This is a genomic window from Streptomyces apocyni, from assembly GCF_009739465.1.
Lineage (GTDB): Bacteria > Actinomycetota > Actinomycetes > Streptomycetales > Streptomycetaceae > Streptomyces > Streptomyces apocyni.
Window position 1 is genome coordinate 89,454 of the sequence record NZ_WHOM01000039.1, and the last position, 15,191, is coordinate 104,644.

Sequence of the window (15,191 nt, forward strand, 5' to 3'; positions counted from 1 at the left end):
CGGTGTGGTGGGGTGTGGCGGCCGCCCTGCTGGCGAACACGCTGTACAGCGTGGGCTTCGTCCTGGAGAAGCGGGCGCTGTCCACGCTGCCTTCGCTGTCCACGCGGCGCCCGCTGACGCTGCTCAGGCATGTCCTGCGGACCCCGCTGTGGATCGGCGGGTCGCTGGCGTTGGCCGCCGGATTCGGGGCGCAGCTCGCCGTGTACCGGACGCTGCCGATCGCGGCCGCGCAGGGCATCTTCGTCTCGGGTCTGGTGCTGCTCGTCCTGCTGTCGTCCCGGCTGCTCGGCGAGCGGACGTCGGGCCGCGAGAAGTACGCGATCGGGGCGATCCTGACCGCGCTGCTGATGGTCGTCCTCTCGCTGCGCGAGGACGCGGACACGGTCAGTCAGCACGCGCCGACCGGCCTGATCCTGCTGATCTGCGTGCCGTCGCTGGCCGCGGGCCTGTGGCTGTACGGGGCGGCCGAGCGCCGCTCACGGCACCGGCACCGGCTGCCGTCCAGCGGGGTCGAGTACGGGGTCGCCGTCGGCCTGTTGTACGGGGTGAGTTCGCTCGCCATCAAGGGCGTGTCCAGTCATCTGACGACGTCCGACATCGGCGGCGCGGTCCGCGACCTTCTGGCGTCCCCGTACCCGTATCTCCTGCTGTTCACCGGGGTGTTCGGGCTGATCATGTCGCAGGCCGCCCTGCAACGCTCCCGCGCCTCGCTGATCGTGCCCGTCTGTACGACGGTCACCGCCCTGTTCACCGCCGTGCTCGGCACGCTGGCCTTCGGCGAGCCGCTGCCCGAGGAGCCGCTGCGGCTCACGCTGCGGCTCGCGGGAACGGCGCTGGCGGTGTCGGTGCTGCTCGCGCTGCCCCGGCACGACCCCCCTCAATCTGACCCACCCACCAAGGAGCTGACCAGCCATGAATCCTGACGACCCGCTGCTGAAGATCCTGGCCTGCCCGCTGGACAAGGGCGCCCTGCATCTCCTCACACCGGAGGACATCCTCTACAACCCCCGGCTGCGCCGCCGCTATCCGATCATCGACGGCATACCCCAGCTGCTGCCGTCTTCCGGCGAGCAGGTCGAGGGTGACGAGCACGAGCGGCTGCTGAAGCGGATCGAAGGCGCCGAGCAATCCGAGCAATCTACGGGAGAGGGCGCCGAGACGGAGCTCTCATGACGGTCGCCGCACGCATCGCACCTCTGCTGCCGCCGCGGCTGGTCGGCGCGGCGGCCGCGTTACTCTACCCGCGCTTCGAACCGGAGTTGGCCCGTCTCGCCGAGATCTGCCCGCCGAACTGCGGGACGGCGATCGACGTCGGCGGCTGGTACGGACCCTGGTCCCGTCGGCTGGCCCGGCGCGCCCGCCGCGTGGTCACGGTGGAGCCGGTACCCCGCCTGGCCCGCACCCTGCGGGCCGCGGTGCCGCACAACGTCCGGGTCATCCAGGCGGCGGCGTCGGACCAGACCGGCACCGCGCGGCTGTGGCTGCCAGCGGGCGACCGGGGAGAGCGCGGCGTGTCCTCGCTGGTACGCCGGGATATCCACGCACGGGCCGTGGACGTCCCGTGCCTGACGCTGGACGGACTCGACCTGCGTGACGTCGACTTCATCAAGATCGACGTGGACGGTAACGAACTGCCGGTGTTACGCGGGGCCGCCCAGCTCCTGGACCGGGACCGTCCGGCCCTGATTGTCGAGCTGGAGGCCCGTATCCAGCCGATGGCTCCCGTACTCGACCTGCTCGCCGAGCACGGCTACCGCGGCTGGGTGCTGCCCGCTGCCAGCTGGGTCCCGCTGGACGACTTCGACCTGGAATCCCACCAGTCCCGTACGGCCCATGTGGTGACCCGCGGCCTGCTGCGCCGGGTCCTTCCCTTCCGGGGCCCGCGCTATGTCAACTCGGTCCTCTTCCTCCCGGACGGCCGCCGCCCGGGCACCGCGAAGGCCGGGCCGTGCGACACCGCCACGTCACACAGGCAACCATGACACCCATCGGGCTGTGAGGTGAGTCGCCGTGGTGGCGGCCGGGCACCACCATGGGCCTCATGCCCGAACACACCACGGCTCCCTTCACGCCTCGCGACTTCCAACTGGTCCTGCTGCGCCGCATGGCCGACCACCACGCCGACCTCGTCGAGGACGCCCGCCGTGAACTCGGCGCGTCCGTCGCCGAGATGCGCGAGGCGAATCGCCGCTGGCAGGCGATGACCCGCTCGCCCCGCGCACGAGCCGCGGCATCCCGGTACCGCTCGATCCTCGGCCCACCGGAGTCGACCCTCCGCCGCCGCATCGGCGACCTGGACTGTGAGGCTCTGCTGTGGCCGCTCCCGCTCTGGCCTGACTTGCGCTTCGAGGTGCTGCTCTCCCCGGACCGCACGGTGTGGAACGCGTGGCTGGTGCGCGCTCCGGGTGCGCAGGCCCCCAGGCTGGAGTCCCTGACCGACCTGCGCCCCTGGTCCTGCACGGTCGACGAGGTGGCCCGCGCCTTCCCCCCGGCCCGCCCGATGGAGGGCACGGCCCCGACCCGGTGGCGGCTACGCGTCACCGCACCGGAGGCGCCGACGGGCGAACTGCGCGACTGTGTAGTGGAGTTCACTTGGGGGCTCCTCCAGCGGGTGTCCTGCCTGGGCGAATAGCGGGTGCCCTGCCGCACCCATGCACGGTACGGTCCGGCCATGTCTCCCACCACCGAGCGACCTCCGCTGCCCGTCACCGCCGACGACGTGGATCTCGCCGTCCACCTAGCCGTCGGAACCCTCCGCGAGGCACCTGCCACCGGCTGGGACGCGGCGGCGGGTTCGGTGGAGTGGTCCTGCTGGGAGACGGTCGAGCACCTGGCCGACGACCTGTTCGCCTACGCCGCCCAACTGGGCCCCAAGGTGCCCCCGTTGGACGGTCATGTCCCCTTCATCTGGGAGTCGCGCAGGCCTGGTGGGCCGGAGAACGCCGTCCACGCGGACCGGTCGGCGGGCCCCGCCGGGCTGCTGCGCGTCCTGGAGGCGAGCGGCGCGCTGCTGGTGGCGATGGTCCGTACGACGCCACCGGAGACCCGCGCCTTCCACAGCTTCGGGGTCTCGGACCCGGCGGGCTTCGCCGCGATGGGTGTGGTCGAGACCCTCGTCCACACCCACGATCTGGCCACCGGCCTCGGCCTTGACTGGACGCCCCCCGCCGACCTCTGCGCCCGCGCCCTGCACCGCCTCTTCCCCGACGCCCCTCAGGACACGGCCCCTTGGCCGACCCTGCTGTGGTGCACGGGCCGCGCCGACCTGCCGGGCCGCTCGCGGGTGACCCGCTGGCGCTGGTACGGCGCGCCACGAGGGTGAGTCGTCAGGGCTTCGCCAGGAATCCGGCCAAGGCCTCGCGGTTGCGCCGCAGGCCGTCGATACGCTCGTCCGTCGCGGCCAACTCCCGGGCCAACAGGGCCCGCAGATCCGCGCACCAGTCGAAGCCGAACCCCTGCTGCTCACCCCGGAAACACGGCAACACCGTACGGATCACCTCCGTGGAGAGGCCGGCGTCCAGCAGGGTGCGGACGTGCCGCACGGTGAGCACCGTCTCATCGGCGTAGTCGCGGTAGCCGTTCGGCGCGCGTCCCGCCTTCAACAGCCCCTGCTCCTCGTAGTAGCGCAGCAACCGCGGGCTCACCCCCGTACGCCGGGACAACTCCCCTATCAGCATCTGACTCCGCCCCCTGTGATGGTTGACCTTCTCACTGATGTGAGGCTTTAACGTCACTCCACGAGCAAGCATTCCGCACCAGATCCGCACTCATGGAGTGAACGAGCCATGCCCTCTTCTCCTGCCTCCACCGACCGCTCCTTCCTCTTCGTCCTGGGCAGCTCCCGCCCCGACGGCAACACCGAGATACTCGCCCGGGCCGCCGCCGAGCAGCTGCCCACGGACATACCGCAGCGCTGGCTGGATCTGACCGCCCTGCCGCTGCCCGACTTCCAGGACGGGCGGCACGAGAGCGGCGGCTGGTCGGGCGGGGAGCACGAGGAGACGTTGCGGCAGGCCACGCTGGAGGCCACCGACATCGTCATCGCCTCGCCGCTGTACTGGTACTCCCTGTCCGCGCAGACCAAGCGCTACCTCGACTACTGGTCGGGCTGGCTGACCGCGCCAGGATCGGACTTTAAGGAGCGGATGGCGGGCCGGACCCTGTGGGGCGTTACGGTCATGGCGGACCCGAACCCGGTCGTCGGTGAGGCCCTGGTGACCACGCTGAACCACTCGGCGGCGTACCTTCGGATGCGGTTCGGTGGGGTGTTGTTCGGCAACGGCTCCCGGCCGGGCCAGGTGCGCGACGACGAGCGGGCGGCGCTGCACGCCAAGACGTTCTTCCAGCGTGACACCCCGCTCGCCCGGTTCCCGCACGAACAGTGAGGAGTACGTCTTGAGCTCCCTCCCCTCCCCGTCCCCCTTGTTCCCGGGCTTGTTCCCGGGCTTGTTCCCGGGAACCGCCACCGGCGGCGACCGGTCGGCGCTGCGCTTCGGTGAGCGCTCGCTGACGTACGCGGAGCTGGCCGCCGTGGCCGGGGCGCTGGCCGTACGGCTGGACCGGGAGCACCGGGTCGCCGTATGGGCGACGCCGACACTGGAGACGGCGGTCGGTGTGGTGGCCGCGCTGCTGGCCGGGGTTCCGGCCGTGCCGCTGAACCCGAAGAGCGGGGAGCGGGAGCTGGGGCACATTCTGGCCGACAGCGCGCCGAGGGCCGTACTCGCCGCTCCGGGCGAGGTACTCCCTCAGGCGCTGGGGGCGTTGGAGCGTCTGGAGGTCACGGTCGCCGCCCCCGGGACCAGCGCTCCGCTGCCCGCCGAGCCGGACCCCGCGTCCCCCGCCCTGATCGTCTACACCTCCGGTACGACCGGCCCGCCCAAGGGCGCCGTACTGCCGCGCCGTGCCATCGCCGCGACGCTGGACGCTCTGGAGGACGCCTGGCAGTGGACCGCCGACGACGTACTCGTCCACGCGCTGCCCCTCTTCCATGTGCACGGGCTGATCCTCGGCATCCTCGGGCCGCTGCGGCGGGGCGGCGAGGTGCGTCACCTCGGCCGGTTCACCACCCAGGGGGTGGCGCGGGAGCTGCGCGACGGGGCGACGATGCTGTTCGGCGTGCCGACGATGTACCACCGGATCGCCGAGACGCTCGACGTTGACGCTGACAGTGAGCTGGCCAAGGCTCTGTCTGGGGCGCGGCTGCTGGTGTCCGGATCGGCCGCGCTGCCCGTGCACGACCATGAGCGGATCGCGGCGGCCACCGGTCGGCGGGTCATCGAGCGGTACGGGATGACCGAGACCCTCATGCTGTGTTCGTCCCGGGTCGGTGTCCGGGCCAACGGTGAAGGTGACGCTGCGGGTGAGGCCCGGGCCGGGACCGTGGGGGTGCCGCTGCGCGGGGTCGAACTGCGGCTGGTCGACGAGGCGGGGGACGCCGTCGCCGCGGGTCCGGAGGCCATCGGAGAGATCCAGGTGCGGGGCCCGAACCTGTTCACGGAGTACTTGAACCGGCCGGACGCGACCGCCGACGCCTTCACCGCCGACGGCTGGTTCCGTACGGGCGACATGGCCCTGCGCGACCCCGACGGCTCGGTACGCATCGTGGGGCGCAAGGCGACCGACCTCATCAAGAGCGGCGGCTACAAGATCGGCGCGGGCGAGATCGAGAACGCGCTGCTCGACCACCCGGGCGTACGGGAGGTGGCCGTCACCGGTGAGCCGGACCCCGACCTGGGCGAGCGGATCATCGCATGGATCGTCCCCGCCGACCCCGAACGGCCACCCGGGGAGGAGGAGTTGGCCGCCCATGTGGCGGCGCAGCTCGCCCCGCACAAGCGCCCCCGCGTGGTGCGGCAGCTCGACGCGCTCCCCCGTAACGACATGGGCAAGGTCATGAAGCGCGCCCTGGGCGGTGGTCTCGGTGGCTGACCGTATGACCGCCCGCGAGGCGATCGCCGAAGTGTCGGACGCCTTCACTGAGTTCGCGGCGGACGACGGCGTCCGCAAGGAGAACGGCCCGATCGACTGGCCGGGCTACGACGACTCGCGCGCCCGCGCGGCCCAGCGCACCGGCGAACAGGAGTCCGTCGTCTGCGGTAGGGCGGAGCTGGCGGGCCGCGCCCTGGCGCTGGTGTCCTTCGAGTTCGGCTTTCTCGGCGGCTCGCTCGGCGAGCGCACCGGTGACCGGCTGGAGGCGGCCCACCGGTACGCGCGCGAGCACCGGCTGCCCGTCGTCTCGCTGATCGCCACGGGCGGCAGCCGAATGCAGGAGGGGATGCGGGCGCTGGCCCAACTCCAGCGCGTGGCCCGGGAGTCGGCGCTGACCCGGGCGGCCGGGCTGCCGCAGATCGCCGTCCTGCGCGACCCGGCCACCGGGGGCGGCTGGGCCACCCTGGGCGCGGGAGCCGATGTGGTGCTCGCGCTGCGCGGGGCCCAGGTCGGCTTCGCGGGCTCCCGGGTCCGCCCGGCCGACGCCGACCCGGTGGCGTACACGGCGGAGTCCCAGTTCAGCGCGGGCCATATCGACGCCGTCGTACGGCATGGGGAGCTGCGCGCGGCACTGGCGCTGCGGCTGGCCCTGCTGACGGGAGGCGCCGCGCCCGGTTCCGCGCCGCCGGTGGCGGCCGATCCGCCCGCCGCGCTTGGCCGTAGCGACCTGCCCGCCACCGGCTGGGACGCGGTCCAGCGCACCCGCGCGGCGGAACGCCCGCGTGCCCCCGCCTACCTGGACGCGTACTTCGCCGAGCGCGCCCCGATCCAGGGCGACCGCTGCTCAGGCGCCGACCCGGGGATGCTCTGCGGCTTCGGGCTGCGCGAGGGCCGGACGATCGCGTACGCGGCCCAGTGCGGGACCGCGACGCGGCCGTCCGGCTATCGGACCGCGGCCCGCCTGATCCGGCTCGCGGAACGCCTTCGTATCCCGGTGCTCACCCTGGTCGACACACCGGGTGCCGCGAACGACGCGGCGGCGGAGCGGGCGGGCGCGGGCGCGGCGATCGCCGACCTGTTCGCCGCGGTCGCCGAGTGCTCCGTACCGGTGACGACGCTGGTCATCGGCGAGGGCGGTTCGGGGGGCGCACTGGCGCTGGCGGCACCGGACAACACCTGGGCCACGCCGGACAGCTACTTCTCCGTCATCGCCCCGGAGCTGGCGGCGGCCATCCTCAAGCGCGACGTGTCCGAAATCCGGTCGACGGCCGACGACCTCCGGCTACGCCCGCAGGACCTGGTCGAACTCGGCGTCGTCCGAGGCCTGGTCTCAGCCTGACGGCGCGCACGCCCCGGCCCACTCCCTCCCGACGCACTGTCAGGACCTGCCAGGACACCCGCCAGGACGCCCTGGCAGTGCGTACGACCACCCGCCCGGCACACTCCAGCGCGCGCATCCCGCGCCCCGCGCGCACGATGAGAAAAGGACCGCCACCCGGCGGCTCCGCACGGTCTGCGCTCTCGGGAGGATCTGCCATGACCGTCAGCCTTGATCAGCTGCGTCGCTGCCATGTCGCCGTCGACCTGGGGGCCGCCAGGACCCGGGTGTTCGTGAAGGGCGTCGGTCTCGTGGTCGACGAGCCGAGTGTCGCCGCGGTCAACACCCGTACCGGCGCCCTGATCGCGGTCGGTGAGTTCGCGGAGCGGATGACGGGGCGTACTCCCGCCTATATCCGTGTCGTACGGCCGGTGAACGGCGGCACCGTCGTCGATATCGACATGGCGCAGCGCATGCTGCGGCAGCTGATCGGCGAGAAGCTCCGCCGTACGCTGCGCCGCAAGCCGCGGCTGCGGGCCGCCGCCTGTGTCCCGCACGACGCCGATCCGCTGGCACAGCGCGCCGCGACCGAGACCCTGATCGGCCTGGGCGCCCACCGGGTCGAGCTGGTGGACACACTGATCGCCGCCGCGGTCGGCTGCGGGATGCCGGTGGAGCGGCCGGAAGCCACGATGATCATCGTGTGCGGGGCCGCGACCACGCAGGTCGCTGTGCTGTCGATGGGGGCGATCGTGACGGCCGACCGGGTTCCGGTGGGCGGCGACGCGATCGACCACGCCGTGGTGCAGCATCTGCGCCAGCATCACGAGCTGATGCTGCCCAGCCAGTCGGTACGGCCCCTGCAACTCGCGCTCAGCGGCAACGGTCTGACCCAGCAGGGGCCCGAGTCGACCGAGATCCACGGGCGGGACGTGGCCACCGGTCTGGCCCGCTCGGTGCAGGTGCGCACCGCCGCCGTACGGGATGCCATCCACACTCCGCTGACCGCGGTGCTGGACGGCATCGGCAGAGTGCTGCGGGACTGCCCGCCCGATCTGGTGGCCGATCTCGTCGACCGGGGCATCATGATGGTCGGTGGCAGCGCGCGGCTTCCGGGGCTCGACCAGATGCTGCGGAACGCCACGGGGATGCCGGTGAACATCGCCGAGCGGCCGGATGTCTGTTCCGTGCTGGGGCTCGGCGCCATGCTGGAGGGCCGGATGGAGCCGATGCAGCTGGACCCGCTGACCGACTGAGCCGGCAGGCGCATCGTGGGTGACGGGCCGGGGTCGCGGCAGGTCACGGTGGAGGCCGCGGCGCGGCGCGGGCCGATGCTGCTCGAAGCGGTCATCGGCGTCGGTACGAACCTCGAGCTCCGGGCCACACTCCAGCACCTGGTGGACGCCGCGACGGAGCTGACCGGCGCCACGTACGGCGCGCTGGGTGTCATCGACCCGGACCGTCCCGAAAGAGACCGGGTCACCGAGCTGTTCACGGCGAGGATCGACGCGGCGGCCCGGGCCCGGATCGGCCGACTGCCGTGCGGGAACGCCGGGGTGCTCGGCGCGCTGGTCAGGGACCCCCGGCCGCTGCGCGTCGCCGATCTGACCACCGACCCGCGCTCCTGCGGGATGCCGGACGGCCACCCCGAGATGCACAGCTTCCTCGGGGTCCCGGTCCTGGTCCGCTCCGAGGTCTTCGGCAATCTCTATCTGGCCGAGAAGCGCGAGGGGCCCTTCACGGCCGAGGACGAGCAGCTGGTGCGGGTGCTGGCCGCACAGGCCGGTATCGCGATCGGCAACGCCCTGCTGTACGAGACGGCCCGCCAGCGGGAGCGGTGGATCGAGGGCACGGCCGCCGTCACCACGGCCCTGCTCAGCCATGAAGCCCCCACGGACGCGCTGATGGTCGTCGCCGAAGAGGCCAGAAAGCTGGCGGACGCCGCCGCCGGAGTGATTCTGCAACCGACCGGCGACGGCGGCATGGAGATCGTGACGGCCTCCACGCACGACGACCCGGGCGCCCTGGTCGGCACCACCATCGCCCCCGGCAGCCCAGTGCTCGAACAGCTTCTGGGCGGCGAGGCGGTGTTCGTCGACGACTCGGCGACCGACCCCCGGATGACGACGCCGGTACGGTCACGCTTCGGCCCGAGCATGCTGCTGCCGTTGCAGAGCGGGGGCCGTCTGATCGGCACGCTGGCGCTGCCCCGTACCCGTGGCGCCCGCGGCTATACGGCGGTGGAGCGCCAGCTCGCCACCCAGTTCGCCTCGGGGGCGGCGCTCGCGCTGGTCCTGGCGGACGGCCGGGAGAGCCGTAAGCGGCTCGCGGTGTTCGAGGACCGCGATCGCATCGCCCGCGATCTGCATGACCTGGTCATCCAGCGCCTCTTCGCCACCGGCATGATGCTGGAGTCCACGCGGCGCCGGGCCCAGGACGCGGGCGGGGGCGGGGACGCGGGCGTCGCGGAGACGATCGGCGCGGCCGTCGACGAGCTGGAGTCCACCATCCAGGAGGTCCGTACGGCGATCTTCGCTCTCCAGCAGCCGCCCGCCGACGCGCCGACCAGCTTCCGGAGCAAGGTGCTGCGGGAGGCGGCCGGGGCCGCGGCGGTGCTGGGGTTCCAGCCGTCCACGCGGTTCACCGGGGCCGTGGACAGCCTGATCGGTGAGCGGGCGGCCGCGCGGCTGCTGGCCGCCCTGCGCCGGGCGCTCACCACGGCCTCGCGGCGTCCGCGGGTCTCCCGGATCGACATCGCCGTGGACGCCGAGGCGGTCCTGCCGGACGGCCGGGCCGGGGTCCGCCTGACAGTGTCCACGGACGCCACGGCCCCGGGCACATCGGACGCCACGGCCCCGGACACCCCGGTCACATCGGGCACCTCGGACCCGGGCACTCCGGACACCTCGGGCACCTTGGGCACCACCGAAACCTGGCAGTCCCCCCTCTAGGCCGGGCATCATGGAGCAAACGTTCGCAGCAGCAACGCGTCACTCGATGCGACCCTCCGGTAGCGTCGCGGTATGAGTCATCCGCATCCAGAGCTAAAAGCCGCCCCTCCCCTGCCCGAAGGAGGCCTGAGGGTGGTCGCCCTCGGCGGCCTCGGGGAGATCGGCCGCAACATGACCGTATTCGAGTACGCGGGCAAGCTGCTGATCGTCGACTGCGGGGTGCTGTTCCCCGAGGAGCACCAGCCCGGTGTCGATGTGATCCTGCCGGACTTCACCTCCATCCGCGACCGCCTTGACGATGTCGTCGCCCTCGTACTGACCCACGGTCACGAGGACCACATCGGGGCCGTGCCTTACCTGCTGAAGGAGCGGCGCGACATCCCCGTCGTCGCCTCGAAGCTGACCCTGGCGTTCTTGGAGGCCAAGCTCAAGGAGCATGGCATCCGGCCGCGCACGACGCGGGTGAAGGAGGGCGACCGGCGCGGGTTCGGCCCGTTCGACTGCGAGTTCGTGGCAGTCAACCACTCCATTCCGGACGGCCTCGCGGTCGCCATCCGTACCGGCGCCGGAATGGTGCTGCACACCGGCGACTTCAAGATGGACCAGTTCCCGCTGGACGAGCGCATCACCGACCTGCGCGCCTTCGCCCGGCTCGGCGAGGAGGGCGTCGACCTCTTCCTCACCGACTCCACCAACGCCGAGGTGCCCGGCTTCACCACCTCCGAGCGCGACCTGAACCCCGCGATCGAGCATGTGCTGCGCACCGCGCCCCGCCGGGTCATCGTCTCCAGCTTCGCCAGCCATGTGCACCGCATCCAGCAGGTCCTGGACGCCGCCCACCAGCACGGCCGCAAGGTCGCCTTCGTGGGCCGCTCCATGGTCCGCAATATGGGCATCGCCCGTGAGCTCGGCTATCTGAATGTGCCGTCCGGGCTGGTCGTCAGCCTGAAGGAACTGGAGAAGCTGCCGGATCACAAGATCACGCTGGTCTGTACGGGGTCCCAGGGCGAGCCGATGGCGGCGCTGTCCCGGATGGCCAACCGCGACCACATGATCCGTATCGGCAAGGGCGACACGGTGCTGCTGGCCAGCTCCCTGATCCCCGGCAACGAGACCGCGATCTACCGCGTGATCAACGGCCTGACCCGCTGGGGCGCGAACGTCGTCCACAAGGGCAACGCCAAGGTGCACGTCTCAGGACACGCGAGCGCCGGCGAGCTCGTCTACTGCTACAACATCGTCAAGCCCCGCAACGTCATGCCGGTGCACGGCGAGTGGAAGCACCTGAAGGCCAACGCCGACCTGGCCATCAAGACCGGCGTCAACGCGGACAACGTGGTGATCGCGGAGGACGGCGTCGTCGTCGACCTGGTCAACGGCCGGGCGTCCATCACCGGCAAGGTGCCCGCGGGCTACGTCTACGTGGACGGGATGACGGTCGGCGGCGCCACCGAGGCGTCCCTCAAGGACCGTGTCACCCTCGCCGAGGAGGGCGTCGTAACCGTCGTCGCTATCGTCGACGCGGACACCGGGGCCCTGGCCGAGGCGCCGGACTTCCTGGCCCGCGGGTTCGTCCACGACGACTCGACCTTCGAGCCGGTCATCCCGGTGATCGAGAAGACCCTGGCGGCCGCGGCCGAGGAGGGCGTGGGAGACGCGCACCAGCTCGAGCAGCTGATCGCCCGCGCGGTGGCGAACTGGGCCTTCCGCACCCACCGCCGCAAGCCGCTGATCATCCCGGTGATCATCGACGCCTGACCCCTGCCCACGGGGTGGGACGACCCAGGGCCGCCCCCACGGGGCCCGCGTCCCCCACCCCGTCACCAGCCCGTCACCGCCGCGCCGTCACCCCGCCGCCACCCCGCCGTCACCTCACCGTGCGGTGTGGCACCCTCCGTCAGAGACGCGGGTATTTATGGTGGCTTGATGAGGTTTGTACCTTGGTGGGCCGTGCTCTCGTCCGGGTGCGCGCCTCTCCTGTTGGTCGGCGGCTGGACGGTCGCGGCCATGCTCCAGGGGCCCAGCTACGACCCGGCGACGGAGACCATCAGTGTCATGGCGGCTGACGGAGCCGCCGGACGCTCGGTGTTGACCGGGGCACTGGTGGCGCTGGGGGTCTGTCACCTCATCACCGCCTGGGGGCTGCGCGCGGCCGCGCCCGCCGGGAGGGTGGCGCTCGGCTGCGGCGGGGTGGCGGTGATCGGGATGGCACTGTCCCCGGTTCCGAGTAGCGGGGGCTCCGTAGTGCACGGTTGGGTGGCCGGGATCGGATTCGCTCTCCTGACACTGTGGCCCGTCCTGGCAGCGGATCGCGGCGGAGCCGCGCCGTGGGGACTCCAGCCCGCGTTGTCGATCGCGGTGTGTGTGCTGATGGGAGTCGGCGCGGTGTGGTTCCTCGTCGAACTGCACCGCCCAGGAGCCGCCGGAGTGGCCGAACGCGTCCTGACGACCGCTCAGACGGCGTGGCCCTTCGTGGTGGTGGCCTCCTGCCAGCGCAGCCGCCCGAGGGCTGCGGCGTAGCCGTCTGTCGGCGGCGTCGGCAGGCGCGGCTGGTGAGCGGTGGCGGAGGGTGCGGAGGGTGCGGAAGAGACCGGGAGCACCCCGCGCCGACTGGCCGCGCTTCCCTGATCACGCGGAGTATCGGCGTATCGTCGCAATATATGAGGGACACATGTGATGGATGTCAGGTAATTCCCCTCCGTCGTTGCCCGTCCTCGTGGATGGGGATGTGTGGTGTCCAGCCGGGGTGAGAGACAAGCCGTGGGGATGCTGGACGACGCGCTGACCGACACCATGCGCCGTACCGGGGCTTCCGCGGGCGGGATCTACCTGCTGGACGAGACCGCCCAGGTCCTGGCGCTTGTGGTGCTGTGCGGCGTCCCGGCAGAGGTGGCGTGGCCGTGGCGGCGAGTGCCGCTGGGCGCGCCCGTGCCGGTGAGTGACGCGGTCCGCGAGGACCGTCTGGTGTGGGTGGGATCCCAGGACGACATGGCCCGCGCCTATCCCCGCACCGCGGCAACCCTGCCCTACCGGTTCACGCTCGCCGCGGCCCCACTGCAGGGCCGTGCCCGGTGCTGGGGCGCGCTGGTACTGCTGTGGCCCGCCAGTCACCCCGCCAACGCCACCGCACGCGAGCGGGGCCACATCGGCGCCGCGGCCCGGCGCGTCGCTCGCGTCCTGGACGAGGCCGTCGTACCGCCTGCGGTACCGGAGCACCCTCGGCTCATTCCGGCCGACGCGGTCGCCCGCCGGTACGGCGGACAGGCGCCACAGGCCGCCGCGGACTACATCGAGCGCCTGCCCGAAGGAGCGGTGGCCCTGGACCTCCAGGGCCGGATCACCTTCCTGACCGCCTCGGCGGAATCGCTGCTCGGCGTCGATGCGGGACGGCTGCTGGGCACCCGGCCCTGGCAGTCCCTCCCCTGGCTGGACGACACCCATGTCGAGGACCACTACCGCACCGCCGTCATCAGCCGTGAGCCGGTCACCTTCACCGCCCTGCGTCCCCCGGACACCTGGCTGGACTTCCAGCTCTACCCGGACGTCAGCGGCATCAGCGTTCGTATCACCCGCACCACGGCACCCGAAAGCGACCGGCCCGTGCCCGGCCGGGCGTCGCGTTCCACCGGTGCCGCGGCTACGAGCCCCCCACAGGTCGGGCGCCTGTATCAGCTGGTGCACCTGGCAGCCGCGTTGACCGAGACGGTCGCCGTTCGCGACGTCGTCGAACTCATCGCCGACCAAGTACTGCCCGCCTTCGGCGCCGACGGCCTGGTGCTGTCGGCCGCCGACGCCGGCCGCCTGAAGATCACCGGGCATCATGGTTATGACCAGCGGACGATCGACCGACTCGACGGCCTGCCACTCGACACCGACCTCACACCCGCCGGGCAGGCTCTCACCGACGGCACCCCCTCCTTCTTCGCCAGCCCCAGTGAGATGGCTCGCCGCTACCCCAGGGCGCCGCGGATCAGCGGCAAGCAGGCATGGGCCTTCCTGCCACTGGTCGTCTCCGGCCGCCCCGTCGGCTGCTGCATCCTCTCCTACGACGAGCCCCACGCCTTCAACGCGGACGAGCGCGCCGTACTGACGTCGCTGGCCGGACTGATCGCCCAGGCCCTGGACCGTGCCAGGCTCTACGACGCCACCCGGGACCTCGCCCGAGGCCTTCAGCAGGCTCTCCTTCCTCGCAGCCTGCCCTCCCTGCCGGGCTTGGAGAGCGCCGCGCGGTACCTGCCCGCCAGCCATGGCATGGACATCGGAGGTGATTTCTACGACGTCATCCGCATCGACGCCACCACCGCCGCAGCCGTCATCGGCGACGTCCAGGGCCACAACGTGCCGGCCGCCGCCCTCATGGGCCAGGTGCGCACCGCGATCCACGCCGCCGCCGGCGCCCCGCCCGACCAGGTCCTGGTCCGGACCAACCAGGTCCTTGCCGATCTGGAATCCGACCTTCTCGTCTCCTGTCTGTACGCGCACATCGACCTCGCCCGCCAGGAAGTCGTCCTGGCCAGCGCGGGCCACCCGCCGCCGCTCGTGCACCACCCCGCCATGCCGCCTGGCGTCATGGAACTCGACCCCGGCCCCCTGCTCGGCATCGACCCCGGCCTCGCCTATCCGCTCACCACGCATCCACTCCCCCCGGGCACCACCCTCGCCCTCTACACCGACGGTCTCACCGAAGCCCCCGGCACCGACCCCGACCAGGCCGCCAACAGCCTCGCCCGCCACCTCGCCCAGCACAGCGGTCACAGTCTCGACCGCCTCATCGACGCCCTCCTCCACCACGCCCGCCCCACCGCCCACTACACCGACGACATCGCCGTACTCCTGCTGCGCACCGGACCACCGCCCACGGGCGACTGAGACGGGTGGCTGGCCGCGCGGTGTGAGCCGACGACGTGCGGTGGTCGGCCCTGCCCCGCGGGTCCCACGCCCGAGGGCTTGCGGCCGTGCCACTCGCCACCTAGGGTCACCGCGTACGCAAGCGC

Annotated in this window: 14 protein-coding genes; 13 read left to right on the forward strand and 1 reads right to left on the reverse strand. The window is 72.1% G+C overall.

What is annotated here, in order from left to right:
* Window positions 1-14: 14 nt before the first annotated feature.
* From GCN81_RS06465 to GCN81_RS06485, 5 genes are read left to right on the forward strand one after another with little or no spacing between them, the layout of a single operon-like run.
* A complete protein-coding gene (locus GCN81_RS06465) occupies window positions 15-923 on the forward strand; it encodes a DMT family protein (protein WP_156722578.1) in 909 nt (302 codons plus the stop codon).
* Window positions 913-1,173, forward strand: a complete 261-nt coding sequence (locus GCN81_RS06470) for a Trm112 family protein (protein WP_156722580.1) — start codon at window positions 913-915, stop codon at window positions 1,171-1,173. Before GCN81_RS06465 ends, GCN81_RS06470 begins: the two co-directional genes overlap by 11 nt.
* On the forward strand, window positions 1,170-1,982 hold the full coding sequence (locus tag GCN81_RS06475; RefSeq protein WP_156722582.1) for an FkbM family methyltransferase: 813 nt from the start codon (window positions 1,170-1,172) through the stop codon (window positions 1,980-1,982). The genes GCN81_RS06470 and GCN81_RS06475 overlap by 4 nt, the downstream gene beginning before the upstream one ends.
* Before the next feature lie 50 nt (window positions 1,983-2,032).
* Window positions 2,033-2,632 carry a hypothetical protein gene (locus GCN81_RS06480; RefSeq protein WP_156722584.1) on the forward strand — a complete coding sequence of 200 codons (600 nt, stop codon included), beginning with the start codon at window positions 2,033-2,035 and terminating at the stop codon, window positions 2,630-2,632.
* 39 nt (window positions 2,633-2,671) lie between these two features.
* A complete protein-coding gene (locus GCN81_RS06485) occupies window positions 2,672-3,322 on the forward strand; it encodes a maleylpyruvate isomerase N-terminal domain-containing protein (protein WP_156722585.1) in 651 nt (216 codons plus the stop codon).
* A gap of 4 nt (window positions 3,323-3,326) precedes the next feature.
* Here the strand turns inward: GCN81_RS06485 and GCN81_RS06490 are convergent, their stop codons facing one another.
* Window positions 3,327-3,677, reverse strand: coding sequence for a MerR family transcriptional regulator (locus GCN81_RS06490; RefSeq protein ID WP_156722587.1), 351 nt, complete (start codon window positions 3,675-3,677; stop codon window positions 3,327-3,329).
* A 108-nt stretch (window positions 3,678-3,785) separates the two neighbouring features.
* Here GCN81_RS06490 and GCN81_RS06495 point away from each other — a divergent pair, with 108 nt between their 5' ends.
* The 8 genes from GCN81_RS06495 (at window position 3,786) to GCN81_RS06530 (ending at window position 15,066) form a co-directional block, all read left to right on the forward strand.
* Entirely contained in the window at window positions 3,786-4,385 is a 600-nt protein-coding gene (locus tag GCN81_RS06495) for a flavodoxin family protein (protein ID WP_156722589.1), read from the forward strand.
* Window positions 4,386-4,446: 61 nt separating this feature from the next.
* Window positions 4,447-5,928: an acyl-CoA synthetase gene (locus GCN81_RS06500; protein ID WP_231626411.1), complete on the forward strand. Its 1,482-nt coding sequence runs from the start codon at window positions 4,447-4,449 to the stop codon at window positions 5,926-5,928.
* Window positions 5,921-7,267 (forward strand): carboxyl transferase domain-containing protein, encoded by a 1,347-nt coding sequence (locus tag GCN81_RS06505; protein ID WP_156722591.1) that lies wholly within the window; start codon window positions 5,921-5,923, stop codon window positions 7,265-7,267. Before GCN81_RS06500 ends, GCN81_RS06505 begins: the two co-directional genes overlap by 8 nt.
* Before the next feature lie 197 nt (window positions 7,268-7,464).
* The gene (gene mreB, locus GCN81_RS06510) at window positions 7,465-8,502 is read left to right on the forward strand and encodes a rod shape-determining protein (RefSeq protein WP_156722593.1); all 1,038 of its coding nucleotides are present in this window, start codon (window positions 7,465-7,467) and stop codon (window positions 8,500-8,502) included.
* A 75-nt stretch (window positions 8,503-8,577) separates the two neighbouring features.
* Window positions 8,578-10,197 (forward strand): GAF domain-containing protein, encoded by a 1,620-nt coding sequence (locus GCN81_RS06515; RefSeq protein ID WP_156722878.1) that lies wholly within the window; start codon window positions 8,578-8,580, stop codon window positions 10,195-10,197.
* 72 nt (window positions 10,198-10,269) lie between these two features.
* Window positions 10,270-11,955: a ribonuclease J gene (locus GCN81_RS06520; protein ID WP_156722594.1), complete on the forward strand. Its 1,686-nt coding sequence runs from the start codon at window positions 10,270-10,272 to the stop codon at window positions 11,953-11,955.
* A 168-nt stretch (window positions 11,956-12,123) separates the two neighbouring features.
* A complete protein-coding gene (locus GCN81_RS06525) occupies window positions 12,124-12,717 on the forward strand; it encodes a DUF998 domain-containing protein (protein WP_156722596.1) in 594 nt (197 codons plus the stop codon).
* 246 nt (window positions 12,718-12,963) lie between these two features.
* The gene (locus GCN81_RS06530) at window positions 12,964-15,066 is read left to right on the forward strand and encodes a SpoIIE family protein phosphatase (protein WP_156722880.1); all 2,103 of its coding nucleotides are present in this window, start codon (window positions 12,964-12,966) and stop codon (window positions 15,064-15,066) included.
* Window positions 15,067-15,191 lie beyond the last annotated feature (125 nt).